Origin of the sequence: Streptomyces sp. NPDC048001 (genome assembly GCF_043203115.1) — a bacterium.
Lineage (GTDB): Bacteria > Actinomycetota > Actinomycetes > Streptomycetales > Streptomycetaceae > Streptomyces > Streptomyces sanyensis.
Map to the genome: position 1 here is coordinate 289391 of NZ_JBIDBN010000004.1, position 14128 is coordinate 303518.

Here is a 14128-nt window from a genome sequence, read left to right on the forward strand (position 1 = left end):
CGAGGAGCAGCAACAATGACCACCCTGCAGAGCGCCCCTTCCGGGGCGCGCCCGGCCTCCGGCTCGGTGTCCTCCTTCAAGGCCGCGAGCCGCGCCGAGACCCGGGAGCAGCTCTCCACGGCGACCTACGACCTCCTGGTGATCGGCGGCGGCATCCTGGGCATCTCCACCGCCTGGCATGCGGCGCAGTCCGGGCTGCGGGTGGCCCTGGTGGACGCCGGCGACTTCGCCGGCGCCACCTCCTCCGCCTCCTCCAAGCTCCTCCACGGCGGCCTGCGCTACCTCCAGACGGGCGCCGTGAAGCTGGTGGCGGAGAACCACTTCGAACGCCGCGCGGTCTCCCGCCAGGTGGCGCCGCACCTGGCGAACCCGCTCACCTTCTACCTGCCCGTCTACAAGGGCGGCCCGCACGGCGCCGCGAAGCTGGGCGCGGGCGTCTTCGCCTACTCCGCGCTCTCCGCCTTCGGCGACGGCGTCGGCCACCTGCTGAGCCCGGCGAAGGCGGCCGCCGACGTACCGGAGCTGCGGACCGACGGCCTGAAGGCCGTGGCCGTGTACGGCGACGACCAGATGAACGACGCCCGCATGGCGCTGATGACGGTCCGCGCGGCCGTCGAGGCGGGCGCCACGGTGCTCAACCACGCCGAGGTCACCGGTCTGCGGTTCACCCGCGGGCGGGTGACTGGCGCGGAACTGAAGGACCGAACGGACTCCACCGAGTTCGGCGTGGACGCCCGGCTGGTGCTCAACGCGACCGGCCCCTGGGTGGACCACCTGCGCAGGATGGAGGACGCGGGCGCCGCGCCGTCCATCCGGCTCTCCAAGGGCGCGCACCTGGTCCTGAAGCGCACCTCCCCGTGGCGGGCCGCGCTCGCCACGCCGATCGACAAGTACCGCATCACCTTCGCCCTGCCGTGGGAGGACATGCTGCTGCTGGGCACCACGGACGAGGAGTTCGAGGGCGACCCGGCGGACGTGTCGGTCACGGACAAGGACGTGACCCAGATCCTGGACGAGGCCGCGTTCTCCATCCGCGACCAGCAGCTGTCCCGTGACCTGATCACCTACTCCTTCGCCGGGCTCCGGGTGCTGCCGGGCGGCCCCGGCGACACCTCCAAGGCCAAGCGGGAGACGGTGGTGACGGAGGGCCGCGGCGGGATGCTCTCGGTGGCGGGCGGCAAGTGGACGACCTTCCGCCACATCGGCCGGACCGTCATGAACAAGCTGGCGGCGCTGCCCGGACGCCCGCTCGCCGAGGACATGGAGCCGGTCTCCCGGCTGCCCCGCAAGCTCCCGCTGCCCGGGATCGCCAACCCCGACGCGGTCGCCCACCGGCTGCTCGTCGACGGCGGCACGCCCGGCCCCCGGATGGCCGCCGACACGGCCCGCCACCTGGCCACGCACTACGGGTCGCTGTCCTTCGACATAGCCCGGCTGGCCTCCGAGGACCCGGCGCTGGCCGAGCGGATCCACCCCGACGCACCCGAGATCTGGGCACAGGTCGCCTACGCCCGCGACCGGGAGTGGGCCGAGACGGCGGACGACGTGCTGCGCCGCCGCACCACGCTCACGATCCGGGGCCTGGCCACGGACGAGATCCGCGGCCGGGTGGAGGGCATGCTCGCCGGGAAGTAGGTTCCGTCCGTCCCGTCGGAGGGCGGGGCGGCCGGATGCGCGGCCGGGCCGCGGGGTGGACGCCCCCGCGGCCCGGCCGCAGGGCCGTCCCCGCGGCCCCGTGCCGCGGCCGGGCCTCCGCCCGCACCGCTCGTCCGCGCGCCGGGCCGAACTCCCCGCCGCCATGCGGCGTTCGCCCACCTCGCGCCGCAGCGCATACGGGGAGGACGCCGTCCGGGCCGCGGGCGTTCAGCCCCCGGCCGAAGTTCACCCGGCTGTGCAAGGGGGCTGCGGCGGGGTACCCGGAAAGCCGTAAGGTTGGGGCCGTACACGAGGGAACTTCGGAAGGAGGCCTGGGTGATCGAGCTCGAGGGGGTACCCGAGCTGATCGACCCGGTCATGGTGGCCGCGTTCGAGGGCTGGAACGACGCCGGCGACGCCGCCTCCACTGCGGTCGCGCACCTGGACAGGGAGTGGAAGGGGGAGGTGTTCGCGGCGCTCGACGCCGAGGACTACTACGACTTCCAGGTCAACCGGCCGACGGTGTACCTGGACGGCGGGGCGCGGAAGATCGTCTGGCCGACGACCCGGCTGTCCGTGGTGCGGATCGGCGGGGACAAGCCGCGCGACCTGGTCCTGGTCCGGGGCATCGAGCCGTCCATGCGCTGGCGCTCGTTCTGCAACGAGATCCTCGGCTTCGCCCACGAACTGGGCGTGGAGATGGTCGTGATCCTCGGCGCGCTCCTCGGGGACACCCCGCACACCCGGCCGGTACCGGTGAGCGGCATCACCTCGGACCCGGCCCTCGCCCGCACCATGGACCTGGAGGAGACGCGCTACGAGGGCCCGACGGGCATCGTGGGGATCCTCCAGGAGGCGTGCACCCACGCCGGTGTGCCGGCGGTGAGCCTGTGGGCGGCGGTGCCGCACTACGTGTCCCAGCCGCCGAACCCCAAGGCGACCCTGGCGCTGCTGAACCGCCTGGAGGACCTGATCGGCCTGCGCATCCCGCTCGGCGAACTGCCCGAGGACGCCCGCGCCTGGCAGTTGGGCGTCGACCAACTGGCCTCCGAGGACAGCGAGGTGGCCGAGTACGTGCAGACCCTGGAGGAGGCGCGGGACACCGCGGACCTGCCCGAGGCCTCCGGCGAGGCGATCGCCCGCGAGTTCGAGCGGTACCTGAGGCGCCGTGACGGCGGCGGCCCCGGGGGCGGCCCGGGGGGCCATGCCACGGACGGCACGGACGCGGGCGGATCGTACCTGCGGGACCCGTCGAGCGGTCGCACGAGGCCGCCCTCGCCGCCCCGGGCCGACACCGGTCCGGGCGGCGGGCAGGAGCCGGGCCCCGCACGTTCCGACCGGCCCGGCACCCCCTCCGAGGGGCCGGACGCACCGGACGAGGGCGAGGCGGGCGCGGATCCCCCGGCCGAGGACTGAGGCCGCCTCTCCGCGGCCCCCGGCCGGAGCGCGACGTCCCGGACACGACTGCGGGGCGGCACCGTCGACGGTGCCGCCCCGCAGTGCTGCCGGGGCCGTGCGGGTGCGGCTAGAGCGCCACCCCGAGCAGGGCGTCGACCGTCCGGGAGACCACTCCCGGAGCGCCCTCGTCGGTGCCGCCCCCGCGCTCCTGGAGCGCGACCCAGCGGTCCACGGCCCGGAGCGCCGCCGGGGCGTCCAGGTCGTCGGCGAGCGCCGCGCGGACCTCCTCCACCAGGGCGTCGGCGGGCGGGCCGTCCGGCCGGGACACGGCGGCGCGCCAGCGGGCGAGGCGCTCCACGGCCTCGTCCAGCACCGCGTCCGTCCACTCCCAGTCGGAGCGGTAGTGGTGGGCGAGGAGGGTCAGGCGGATGGCCGCCGGGTCCACCCCCTGGCGGCGCAGCGCGGAGACGAAGACCAGGTTGCCCTTGGACTTCGACATCTTCTCGCCGTGCAGCGCCACCATGCCGGCGTGCACGTACGCCTTGGCGTAGGGGTGCTCGCCGGTCAGGGCGTGGGCGTGCGAGGCCCCCATCTCGTGGTGGGGGAAGGCGAGGTCGGAGCCGCCGCCCTGCACGTCGAAGCCCATGCCGAGGTGGTCCAGGGCGATGGCGACGCACTCGATGTGCCAGCCGGGGCGGCCGGGGCCGAGGCTGCGGCCGTCCCAGCGGGGCTCGCCCTCGCGGGCCGCCATCCAGAGCATCGGGTCGAGGGGGTTCTTCTTGCCGGGGCGCTCGGGGTCGCCGCCGCGCTCCGCGGAGAGCAGCCGCATCGCCTCGGCGTCGAGGTGGGAGACCCCGCCGAAGTGGGGGTCGGACTCGACGGAGAAGTAGATGTCGCCGTCGAGCTCGTAGGCGGCGCCCGCGTCCCGCAGCCGCTCCACGAGCGGCACGATCCCGGGTATCGCCTCCACGGCACCGATGTAGTGCTGCGGGGGGAGCATCCGCAGGGCGGTCATGTCCTCGCGGAACAGGGAGGTTTCACGCTCGGCGAGTTCCGTCCAGTCCTGCCCGTCGCGGTTCGCGCGTTCGAGGAGGGGGTCGTCGACGTCCGTCACGTTCTGGACGTAGTGGACCTGCCGCTTGGTGTCGAGCCACACGCGCTGTACGAGGTCGAACGCGTTGTAGGTCGCCGCGTGCCCCATGTGCGTGGCGTCGTACGGCGTGATGCCGCACACGTAGATACGGGCGACGGGACCGGGGTCGAGGGTCAGGGGACCGCCGGTCGCGGTGTCGTGGATCCTGAGGTCGCGGCCCTTGCCGGGCAGGGCGGGGACCTCGGAAGCGGGCCAGGCATGCATGCGTCGAGCCTAACCGGACGGATGTTCCGGATACGAACCGGATCTCTGCTCCTGGCCGGTTGGGCGTCCTTGCGCCGCGCGCCCCCGTGTGCATCCGCTCACCGGCCCCCCTCGGGCGCCTCAGACCGGCGGCCAGGGGATCGCCGGCCACCTCCCGGAGGGCACCGGATGGGTGCCCGAGGCCAGCAGCTCCGCCACCCGCACCCGTACGGCGGCGGTCTCCGCCTCGGTCAGCAGCTCGGCCAGACGGGTGGCGAGGGGCGCCTTCCCGCCCAGGTCCGCCGCGAGGGACTCCAGCACGCCGCGGGCCTCGTCGGTCAGCGGCTCCCCCGCCCAGCCCCACAGCAGCGTGCGCAGCTTGTCCTCGGCGTTGAAGGTCACCCCGTGGTCGATGGCGTACAGGGCGCCGTCCGCGGCCGGGAGCAGATGGCCCCCCTTGCGGTCGCCGTTGTTGATCACGGCGTCGAGAACCGCCAGGCGGCGCAGCCTCGGGTCGTCGGCGTGGACCAGCAGCGCGGTGCGGCCCTCGCCGACGTCGGCGAAGCCGACGGCCCTCCAGCCCTCCCCCGGCTCCTCGCCCTCGACGAGCGCCAGCAGCTCGGCCGCGGGGTCCGCCTCCACCCACAGCTGGACCATGCCCTCTCCGTAGGGGCCGTCGCGGAGCACGGTCGGCGGCACCAGGCCCCACCCGGTGGCCTCGGAGAGCTCGTAGGCGGCCACCTCGCGCTGCGCCAGGGTGCCGTCGGGGAAGTCCCACAGCGGGCGCTCGCCGGCGACGGGCTTGTAGACGCAGTGCGCCGTGCGCTCCTCGTCGGAGACCGAGCAGTGGAGCACCGCGTTGGACGCCTCGCGCACCCGGCCGAGGACGGTCAGCTCGCCCTTCGCGAGCAGCGTGAGCGCGTCCGCGCCGCTCACGCCCCCCGTCGGTATCCGTTCTGGCGCGGGCATACGTGTCCTTCCGGATCCAGGGGCAGACTGCACAGGGGACACGGCGGGCGCCCGGCGTTCACCACGTCCAGGGCGCGCTTGGCGAAGGCGCGGGCCTGGGCCCCGGTGAGCCGGACCCGCAGCATCGGCGGGCCGTTCTCCTCGTCCTGGAGCAGCCGTTCCTCGGCCTCCGCGAGATCCTCCTCGGAATCCGCGTCCAGCTCGACGAGCGCCTGCGCCTCGACGATCATGCGCTGCTCCTCGCCGTCCCAGGCGAGTGCCATGGTGCCGACGCGGAACTCCTCCTCGACCGGGTTGTCGAGGGGAGCGGTGTCGGCGACGTCCGCGGGAGCCATGGCGGGCACCGGCGCGTTCCCGCCGGTGCGGCGGACCACCTCGTCCAGGAGCTCGTCGATCCGCTCGGCCAGCGCGGCCACCTGCGTCTTCTCCAGGGCGACGCTGGTCAGGCGCCCTGCGGCCGATGCCTGCAAGAAGAACGTACGGCGTCCAGGCAGACCGACCGTGCCGGCCACGAAACGCTCCGGCGGGTCGTAGAGGAACACCTGACGGGACACGTCCTGTCTCCCTTGGGGTCGGTGTGCGGATTCGGTCTTCGGTCGGCCGCGGCCGTCCGGTCACGGATGGTACGAGGGCACCCGCCCCCTGGGGACCGCGGCCCGTCCACCCTACTGCGGGGAGCGATCACGGTGCGCCCGCGCCGCCCCCGACGACGGCCTGGCCGCGCTCCTCGCTGCGCGTCTCGGCGCGGTCGTCGCCCGGGACGAACGAGGACAGGTCGCCGGTGTCCCCGAGACGCAGCAGGAAGGGCCGCGTGCGGGTGTAGCGCACGGCGGTCACCGAGCAGGGCTCCACGTGCAGCCGCTGGAAGAGGTCGAGGTGCATGCCGAGGGCGTCGGCCACCAGGGACTTGACGATGTCGCCGTGGGAGCACATCAGGTACACGGCGCCCTCGCCGTGCGCCGCCTCGACACGGGCGTTCCAGTCGCGGACGGCCTCGACGGCGCGGGCCTGCATGGCCCGCATCGACTCGCCGCCGGGGAAGGCGGCCGCGGAGGGATGGTGCTGCACGACCTCCATCAGGGGCTCGTCGGAGAGTTCCGCCAGCTTGCGGCCGGACCAGTCCCCGTAGTCGCACTCGCCGATGCGCTCGTCGGTCTCCAGGGTGAGTTCCGGCCGGGCGTCGAGCAGCGGCCCAAGGGTCTCCCGGCAGCGCTCCAGGGGGCTGGAGACCGCGGCGGCGAGCGGGACGCCGGCGAGCCGCCCGGGGAGGGCGGCGGCCTGCGCGGCGCCGCGGGCGTCGAGGTGGACGCCGGGCATCCGCCCGGCGAGCACTCCCTCGGTGTTGGCGGTGGAGCGTCCGTGCCGTACGAGGATCAGCGTGGCCATGGCCGCCAGCCTAAGGCTTCGGGCCCGGCGGGCGGTGCCGGGTGCGAAGCCGGGCGCGGGCGGACGCGCCGCGGGGGGCGGGGTGTGCCGCGCGAGCGGCGGGGGAAGAATGCGTCGGGTGATCGTGGACTGCGCCATCTACCGGGACGGACGCCGGACCGAGGGCCCCTCGGACCTCGCCGCCGCGCTGGCGGACGCCCGGGCCACGGGCGACGCCTTCCTCTGGATCGGGCTGCACGAGCCGACGGAGGACGAGTTCGACCATGTCTCCGCGGAGTTCGGACTGCACCCGCTGGCCGTGGAGGACGCCCTGAAGGCGCACCAGCGGCCCAAGCTGGAGGTGTACGACGACTCCCTGTTCGTGGTGCTGAAGCCGGTGGTCTACGAACCCGAGGGCGACACGGTGCGCGCCGGCGAGCTGATGGTGTTCATAGGCGACTCGTTCGTCGTCACCGTCCGGCACGGCGAGGGGGCGCCGCTGCACGCGGTGCGGGAGCGGCTGGAGGCCGAGCCCGCCGTGCTCCGGCACGGGCCCACGTCCGTGCTGTACGCGATCAGCGACGCGGTGGTCGACCACTACATCGACGTCGCGGCGGAGCTCCAGGTGGACCTGGAGGAGATGGAGGCGGAGGTCTTCGCCCCCGGCAGCAGGGACGCCAAGAACACCGCCGCCCGCATCTACACCTTCAAGCGCCAGGTCCTTGAGTTCCGCCGGGCCGCCGGGCCGCTGGCCTCGCCGATGGACCGTCTCGCGGGCGCGGGAGTGCCCTTCGTCCACGAACACGCCCAGCCCTTCTTCCGGGACGTGAGCGACCACCTGACCCGGGCGAACGAGCAGGTGGAGGGGCTCGACCGGCTGCTGTCGGACATCCTCGCCGCGCATCTCGCGCAGATGGGGGTGCGGCAGAACGACGACATGCGCAAGATCTCGGCCTGGGCGGCCATGGCCGCCGTGCCGACGATGGTCGCCGGGGTGTACGGCATGAACTTCCGGCACATGCCGGAGCTGGACGAGGGGTGGGGCTACCCGGCCGTGCTGCTGCTGATGGCGGGTGCCGTGGTCGGGCTCCACCGGCTGTTCAAGCGCCGCGGCTGGCTGTGACCCCGTGCGCGGGGCCCCGCCCGGGAAGCGCGCACGGGGCCGCGGCCCGGGCGGGGCGCCGCCGTCAGACGGCGGGGGCCGGGGTCGGGGGTCCGTCCAGGGCCCCGCGCCGCCCGGGCATGGTCAGCGAGACCATCCGGTGCCAGCCGCCCAGCCGCTCGTAGGCGTACATCGCGTGGATGCCGGCCGCCAGCGCCGCCGACTTGGCGCGGGGCCACGCCAGCAGCCGGCCGAGGTGCGCCATGGTCGCCAGGCTGACGTCCCGGTAGATCCTGATCTCCGCCAGCGCGCTCTCCCGCAGGACCCGCTGGATGGTGCGCCCGTGGCCCGCGGCGGCCAGGCGCAGCAGCTCCTCGTGGCAGTAGGCGAGGTGGTTGTCCTCGTCGGCGGAGATCTGCCGGATGGCCTTGCCGACCTCGGGGTGGTCGCCGAAGTGGCGCACGAGCATCTCCATCTGGTCGGCCGCCCGCTGCTCGGTGACGCGGCTGTGCGAGAGGTAGACGACGATGTCCTCCTCGCTCAGGGGCTCGTCCCTGCGGAGCTTGTCGTGCGCCAGTCCGATGCCCCGGCGCTCCAGCAACCCCGTGTAGTCGGTCTCCGGGGGGACGGGCACGGGTTCGAGGTGCCGCTTCCTCAGCAGGGCGTTGAAGATGCGCCCGTGCTTGTCCTCGTCCGCCCCGTGGCGGGCGATCTTCGGCGCGAGTTCGCGCATGCTCTCGGGGACGAGGGCGGCGATCCGCGCGTTCTCCCAGCCGCCCTGCGCCTCGCCGCTCGCGGCGATCGAGCAGAAGAGCCGGTAGCTGTCGTCGTTGTCGACGATCTCCTGGAACAGACTGCGTGCCGAGAGCATCCGTGCCACCTCCAACAAGGCCGTTGCAGGCCGAGTCAACGGCGGCTCGGGCGGCGCGGCAACAGGGGAGGCGGCGGCTCTCGGCCGAACGGGTGAGAGCCGCCCGGGTCCGGGCAGTAACCCCGAGGGGCCTCGCGCGTTGTACCGCGTGACGGCCGTGGCGGGGAAGACCCCCGAGCCCCCACCACGGCCGCTGAGACCTCAGGCCGCTCCGGCCCGCTCCAGGGCCTCGACACCGGCCCGCAGCGCGGTGACCCGCTCGTCGAGGGTGAAGCCCGCGGGGGCGAGCGTCAGCGTGGTGACCCCGGCCTCCGCGTACGCCTGCATCCGGTCCGCGATGCGCTCCACGGGTCCGAGCAGCGAGGTCTGGTCGATCAGCTGGTGGGGGACGGCCGCGGCCGCCTCCGCCTTCTCGCCCGCCAGGTAGCGGTCCTGGATCTCGGCCGCCTCCTTCTCGTACCCCATGCGCCGGGCGAGCTGGTTGTAGAAGTTCTGCTTGCGGCTGCCCATGCCGCCGACGTAGAGGGCCGTGTACGGCCGGAACATGTCGGCCAGGCCGGGAACGTCGTCGCCGACCGCGAGCGGCAGGGTCGGGCAGACGTCGAAGCCGTCCATCGTCAGCCCGGCCTTCTCCCGGCCCGCGCGCAGCGGCCGCAGCGCGGTCTCCTCCAGGTGCTCGGCGGAGGGGAAGATCAGCAGTGCGCCGTCGGCGATCTCGCCGGTCTGCTCCAGGTTCTTCGGCCCGATCGCCGCGATGTACAGCGGGATGTGCTCGCGCTCGGGGTGGACCGTGAGCTTGATGGGCTTGCCCGGCCCGTCGGGCAGCGGCAGCGTCCAGTGCTCGCCCTGGTGGGTCAGCCGCTCGCGGCTCATCGCCCGGCGCACGATCTCCACGTACTCGCGCGTGCGGGCCAGCGGCTTGTCGAACCTGACGCCGTACCAGCCCTCGGAGACCTGGGGGCCGGAGACGCCGAGGCCGAGGCGGAATCGGCCGCCGGAGAGCGAGTCGAGCGTGGCGGCGGTCATCGCGGTCATCGCGGGCTGCCGTGCGGGGATCTGCATGATGGCGGAGCCGACGTCGATGCGCTCGGTCTGGGCGGCGACCCAGCTGAGCACCGTGGGCGCGTCGGAGCCGTAGGCCTCCGCCGCCCAGCACACGTCGTAGCCGAGCCTGTCCGCCTCCTGGGCGACGGCGAGGTTGTCACCGTCCATCCCCGCGCCCCAGTAGCCGAGGTTGATGCCGAGCCGCATGACCGCTCCCTCTTACTGATCAGTAGGGTCTCTCTCCGGGGACTGTAGCGCGCCGCGCCGGTGACCGGCAGGGGCACGTTGTCCACAGGGTCTCTCCGCGTGCGCCCCTGGCCAGTAATCTCAGCGCCCATGGAGCAGAGGCATCTCGGCCGCACCGGCCTGCGCGTGTCCCGGATCGGGCTCGGCACCCTCACCTGGGGCCGGGACACCGGCGAGCACGACGCCGCCGACCTGTTGAAGACCTTCTGGGAGGCCGGCGGGACGCTCGTCGACACCGCGGACGTCTACGGCGGCGGCGAGGCCGAGTACCTGCTCGGCAGGCTGGTGGAACGGCTCGTGCCGCGCGAGGACCTCGTGATCGCGACGAAGGCGGGCAGCGTGCGCGACCCCGACCGGCGCTTCGACGGCTCCCGAGGCCATCTGCTCGCCGCGCTCGACGCCTCCCTCGCCCGGCTGGGCACCGACCATGTGGATCTGTGGCAGGTGCACGCCTTCGATCCCGGGACACCGCTGGAGGAGACCCTCCAGGCGCTGGACATCGCGGTCACCACGGGGCGCGCCCGGTACGCGGGCGTGTCGAACTTCTGCGGCTGGCAGCTCGCCAAGGCCGCCACCTGGCAGCTGGCGGCCCCCGGCGCCCGGACCAGACTGGCGAGCACGCAGATGGAGTACTCGCTGCTCCAGCGCGGTGTGGAGCGGGAGGTGCTTCCGGCCGCGCTGGACCTGGGTCTGGGGCTGCTGCCGTCGTCGCCGCTGGGGCGCGGGGTGCTGACCGGCAAGTACCGCACCTCGGTCCCGGCCGACTCGCGGGGCGCCTCGGAGCACCTGGCCCCCTTCGTCGAGCCCTATCTCGACGAGGCGGCGGCGGGTGTCGTGGACGCGGTGGCGACGGCCGCGGACGGACTCGCGGCCACCCCCCTGGAGGTGGCGCTGGCGTGGGTGCGGGACCGGCCCGGGGTGGCGGCCCCGATCGTCGGCGCGCGCAACGCGCGGCAGCTCACCGCGGCCCTGTCGGTGGAGGCGCTTAGTCTTCCTGACGAGATCCGCCGGGCGCTGGACGATGTCTCGGCGCCCGTGCACCGCTACCCCGACCAGGACTGGAGCACGCTGTGACCGCGTCCACCCCGCACTCCGCCGACGCGAGCGGCGCCGACGGCGACCCGCCCCCCGGCGACCCCGCTCCCGACGCGGCGGGCGCCGTCGCCGAGGAGGACGGCGGCGGACCGGGCTCCGGGAGCGCCGCCTCCGCGGACGCCACCGGCGCGGCGGAGGCCGGTGCTCCCGGCCCGGACGGCGCCGGGGACACTCCGGGCTCCGGAGCGGCCGGGACCGGGAGCGAGGGCCCCGGGGCTGGGCCGGACCCCGCGGGCGGCGGCACGGAGGACACCGAGGGCACCGAGGGCACCGGCAGTGAGGCGCAGGCCGAGCTCGCCGCCCAGCGCGCCCTGCGCGAGCGCATCGCCCGGCGGAAGGCCGAGCGCGGCGGGCCCGTGGAGAGCGGGGCGAAGCTCAGCGGCCAGGCCGCCGACCTGCTCGCCGCCGTCCGGGCGGTGGAGGGCGGCACCTCCTCCGGTTCGGACTTCTTCGACGACGCCCCCGCGGCCGCCGCACCGCGGCCCGCCGCGGAGGCGCCCCGCCCGGCCGTCCCGCGCGCCGCCCCGGCCGCCCCGAGAAGGACGCCCCCGGAGGCGCTGGAGGCCGTACGCGCGCTGCTGGCCCGGGGCGGCGCCCCCGAGAGCCTGGCCGGACCGGTCGCCGAAACCCTCGGGGAGGGCGCCGCGGGGCTGCTCGCCGAGGACCCCTGGCTGGTGCTGTCCGTGCCCGGGGTACGCCCCGAGCAGGCCGACGCCTTCGCCCGGGCGCTGCTGGGCCCCGGTTGCGGACCGGAGGACGAGCGCCGCGCCGCCGCGCTGGTGGCCTGGCTGCTGGAGCGGGCCGCCGCGCACGGGCACACCGTGCAGGAGGTCTCCGCGGTCCGCACGGGGCTCGCCGGGCTCGGTGTGCCGGACGAGGACGCCGCGGTCGCCGCGGCGGTCGAGGCGGGTGCGGCGCTCGTCCTGCCGGACGGCACGGGCGCGGACGCCGCGGAGGAGCCGGAGGAGGCGCACCCGGCCGCGCCGGAGGACCGGCAGGAGGACCGGCCACCGGTCCCGGTGCTGCTGGGGCTCGACCGCTACGCCATGGCCGAGGAGAGCCTCGCCGACGGGCTGGCCCGGCTGGTGCGCACCGGGCCCCGCGACACCTGGGAGGGCCCCGACCTGGTCCGCGCGGCCGCGGGCGGTGGCCTGGTCGTCCACACCGGCGGGGAGGCCGCCCGGGCCGAGCCCGTGTCCCTGGTGGCGGGTGCCCGGGAGCGGGGGCTGCGTGCCCTGGTCGCCGTCCACAGCCGCAGCGGCTGCCGCCGCCTGGGCCCGCAGGGCGGTGCGGTGACCGTCGCGGACCTGCTGAGCGGTGCCGCCGGCCCCGGGCGGGACGAGGACGGCGCGCTCGCCCTGGACCTGCTGGCCGTCCTGGACGCGCCCCTGCTCGACGTGGAGAGCGCCGCCGCGCTGGTGGAGGCGCTGCCGGACGGCTGCCGCCTGGTGCTCAGCGGCGATCCGCACGTCCTGGGCGCGGCGGGCGCGGGGCGCGTCTTCGCGGATCTGCTGGCCGCCGGGGTCTGCCCCCGGGTCGACTCGCGCCTCCCGGACCCGGGGCCGCTCGGCGAGCTGGTGTCGGGCATCGGGATCGGCGAGCTGAACCAGGTCGACGCCCCGGGGAAGGAGATCGCCGTCGTGCCGGTGCGGGAGGCGGCCGAGGCCGTGCACCGCACGGTGCAGCTGGTCGGCGACTCGGTGCCCCGGGCGATCGGCGTCCCCGCGGACCGGACCCAGGTGCTGACGGTGGGGCACGGCGGCCCGGCCGGGACCAGGGCGCTGAACACGGCGCTGAAGCAGCACTTCAACCCCGGTCCGGGCCGGTTCGGCGGCTTCGACCCCGGGGACCGGGTCGCGCTCGCCGAGGCGCCCGGGCGGACGGTCGCCGCCACGGTCGTCTCCGCCTCCCCCGAGGGTCTGCGCCTGGACGGCGAGGGGGGTGCGGTGACGGTCCCGAGGGACCGGGTGGCCTCGGTGCTGCGCCAGGGGTGGGCCATGACGGTCCACCAGGCCGCCGGGATGCGGTGGCCCGCGGTGGTCGTGGTGCTGCCGGGCGACGCGGCGGCGGGGCTGAGCAGGCCCTGGGTCTACACGGCGTTCGGGCGCGCGGAGCGGCATCTGTCCGTGGTGCAGGGGGTCGACCGGGCGCTCCCCGGCGCGGTGGCCGAGGTGGCCGCCGAGGCTCGCCGGACCCGCCTCGGCGTGCTGCTCCGGGGCCTGCTGGCGGAGCCCTCCGCGTCCTGACGTCCGGGGGGCCGGGCGGGTGGCGCGGGGCGGGTGCGGGCGCTCGCCGGGGCCCGCCACGCGGACACCCGCCCCCGGCGCCGGGCGGGTGCGGGGCACTGCCGGGGCCGGGGGCGGGGGGCGCGAGGGGTTCAGCCGGCCTCGCCGTCGTCCTCGTAGCCGGCCGCCTCCTCCTCGTCGAACACCGCGCTCACGTCGAAGCGGCACACCACCCGTTCGGGATCGGCCTGGTCGAAGGGGGTGCTCAGCCACTCCCCCGGCTCGGGGAGGTCGTCCGCCGCGCAGACCCAGAGCGTCGAGTCGCCCTCCTCCAGGCCGAACTCCCGGTGGCGGGAGGCGATCTCGTCCGGCTCGAACTCCCCGAAGAGCACCCCCAGCGCCGCATGGACGCTGGCACCGACGACCGGCGCACGACCGGGGCGGTCCTGGGCGTCGGGGTCCAGGTCGGCGATGCGCTGTGCCTGCGCCAGCAGCCTCTTGGACTCGACCACCGCGTAGTCGCGGCGGATGAGGACGCTGAGCGCGTTCGGCTCCTCCGGCCCCCCGTAGGGCGGCAGGGAGTCGTCCGCGCCGGGGATCTCGAAGGGGGTCACCTCGTCGTAGCGGTCGTAGAGCCTCTCGTCGTACGCCTCTGCCGCCGTGGCGAGCGCGTTGAACGCGTCGTAGACGGCCGGGTCGTCGTCACCCGTGCGGTTCTCGACCGCCTCCAGGTGGCGGTCCAGTGCGGCTTTGACCGCCTCGGCGGCGGCGCGTACCTCGGCAGCGGTGGGCTGCGCAGCATCAGACATAGTGCGCACGCTATCCGTACCGGGCCGCTGCCC

Annotated in this window: 12 protein-coding genes; 5 read left to right on the forward strand and 7 right to left on the reverse strand. The window is 75.2% G+C overall.

What is annotated here, in order from left to right:
• Positions 1–15 precede the first annotated feature (15 nt).
• Together ACGF15_RS09895 and ACGF15_RS09900 are read left to right on the forward strand one after the other, a co-directional pair.
• Positions 16–1635, forward strand: a complete 1620-nt coding sequence (locus ACGF15_RS09895; RefSeq protein WP_345615507.1) for a glycerol-3-phosphate dehydrogenase/oxidase — start codon at positions 16–18, stop codon at positions 1633–1635.
• Between the two features lie 336 nt (positions 1636–1971).
• Positions 1972–3051 (forward strand): PAC2 family protein, encoded by a 1080-nt coding sequence (locus ACGF15_RS09900; RefSeq protein ID WP_345615506.1) that lies wholly within the window; start codon positions 1972–1974, stop codon positions 3049–3051.
• Positions 3052–3160: 109 nt separating this feature from the next.
• Here ACGF15_RS09900 and mshC read toward each other — a convergent pair whose 3' ends face one another.
• The 4 genes from mshC to ACGF15_RS09920 all read right to left on the reverse strand — a co-directional run bounded on the left by mshC (position 3161) and on the right by ACGF15_RS09920 (position 6724).
• The gene (gene mshC, locus ACGF15_RS09905; RefSeq protein ID WP_345615505.1) at positions 3161–4390 is read right to left on the reverse strand and encodes a cysteine--1-D-myo-inosityl 2-amino-2-deoxy-alpha-D-glucopyranoside ligase; all 1230 of its coding nucleotides are present in this window, start codon (positions 4388–4390) and stop codon (positions 3161–3163) included.
• Between the two features lie 120 nt (positions 4391–4510).
• On the reverse strand, positions 4511–5338 hold the full coding sequence (locus tag ACGF15_RS09910; protein WP_392797567.1) for an SCO1664 family protein: 828 nt from the start codon (positions 5336–5338) through the stop codon (positions 4511–4513).
• Positions 5302–5892 carry a DUF3090 domain-containing protein gene (locus ACGF15_RS09915; RefSeq protein ID WP_345615503.1) on the reverse strand — a complete coding sequence of 197 codons (591 nt, stop codon included), beginning with the start codon at positions 5890–5892 and terminating at the stop codon, positions 5302–5304. Before ACGF15_RS09915 ends, ACGF15_RS09910 begins: the two co-directional genes overlap by 37 nt.
• Positions 5893–6019: 127 nt before the next feature.
• Complete coding sequence (locus ACGF15_RS09920) at positions 6020–6724, reverse strand: histidine phosphatase family protein (protein ID WP_392797569.1); 705 nt, start codon at positions 6722–6724, stop codon at positions 6020–6022.
• Between the two features lie 109 nt (positions 6725–6833).
• Between ACGF15_RS09920 and corA the strand changes: the two genes are divergently transcribed.
• Positions 6834–7826, forward strand: a complete 993-nt coding sequence (gene corA, locus ACGF15_RS09925) for a magnesium/cobalt transporter CorA (protein ID WP_392797571.1) — start codon at positions 6834–6836, stop codon at positions 7824–7826.
• Positions 7827–7890: 64 nt separating this feature from the next.
• On the opposite strand, the gene ACGF15_RS09930 is transcribed toward corA, so the two are convergent.
• Entirely contained in the window at positions 7891–8676 is a 786-nt protein-coding gene (locus ACGF15_RS09930; RefSeq protein ID WP_345615500.1) for a ferritin-like domain-containing protein, read from the reverse strand.
• 201 nt (positions 8677–8877) lie between these two features.
• Complete coding sequence (locus ACGF15_RS09935; protein ID WP_345615499.1) at positions 8878–9927, reverse strand: LLM class F420-dependent oxidoreductase; 1050 nt, start codon at positions 9925–9927, stop codon at positions 8878–8880.
• A gap of 129 nt (positions 9928–10056) precedes the next feature.
• Between ACGF15_RS09935 and ACGF15_RS09940 the strand changes: the two genes are divergently transcribed.
• Complete coding sequence (locus ACGF15_RS09940) at positions 10057–11040, forward strand: aldo/keto reductase (RefSeq protein ID WP_345615498.1); 984 nt, start codon at positions 10057–10059, stop codon at positions 11038–11040.
• Positions 11025–13307, forward strand: a complete 2283-nt coding sequence (locus ACGF15_RS09945) for a helix-hairpin-helix domain-containing protein (protein ID WP_392797742.1) — start codon at positions 11025–11027, stop codon at positions 13305–13307. Before ACGF15_RS09940 ends, ACGF15_RS09945 begins: the two co-directional genes overlap by 16 nt.
• Before the next feature lie 131 nt (positions 13308–13438).
• On the opposite strand, the gene ACGF15_RS09950 is transcribed toward ACGF15_RS09945, so the two are convergent.
• Positions 13439–14095, reverse strand: coding sequence for a hypothetical protein (locus ACGF15_RS09950; protein ID WP_345615496.1), 657 nt, complete (start codon positions 14093–14095; stop codon positions 13439–13441).
• Positions 14096–14128 lie beyond the last annotated feature (33 nt).

Bases quoted from the DNA above. Each gene is read 5' to 3' on its own strand.
- ACGF15_RS09950 (WP_345615496.1), bottom strand. From the start codon at position 14,095: ATGTCTGATGCTGCGCAGCCCACCGCTGCCGAGGTACGCGCCGCCGCC.
- ACGF15_RS09930 (WP_345615500.1), bottom strand. From the start codon at position 8,676: ATGCTCTCGGCACGCAGTCTGTTCCAGGAGATCGTCGACAACGACGAC.
- corA (WP_392797571.1), top strand. From the start codon at position 6,834: ATGCGTCGGGTGATCGTGGACTGCGCCATCTACCGGGACGGACGCCGG.
- ACGF15_RS09935 (WP_345615499.1), bottom strand. From the start codon at position 9,927: ATGCGGCTCGGCATCAACCTCGGCTACTGGGGCGCGGGGATGGACGGT.
- ACGF15_RS09910 (WP_392797567.1), bottom strand. From the start codon at position 5,338: ATGCCCGCGCCAGAACGGATACCGACGGGGGGCGTGAGCGGCGCGGAC.
- ACGF15_RS09920 (WP_392797569.1), bottom strand. From the start codon at position 6,724: ATGGCCACGCTGATCCTCGTACGGCACGGACGCTCCACCGCCAACACC.
- ACGF15_RS09895 (WP_345615507.1), top strand. From the start codon at position 16: ATGACCACCCTGCAGAGCGCCCCTTCCGGGGCGCGCCCGGCCTCCGGC.
- ACGF15_RS09940 (WP_345615498.1), top strand. From the start codon at position 10,057: ATGGAGCAGAGGCATCTCGGCCGCACCGGCCTGCGCGTGTCCCGGATC.
- mshC (WP_345615505.1), bottom strand. From the start codon at position 4,390: ATGCATGCCTGGCCCGCTTCCGAGGTCCCCGCCCTGCCCGGCAAGGGC.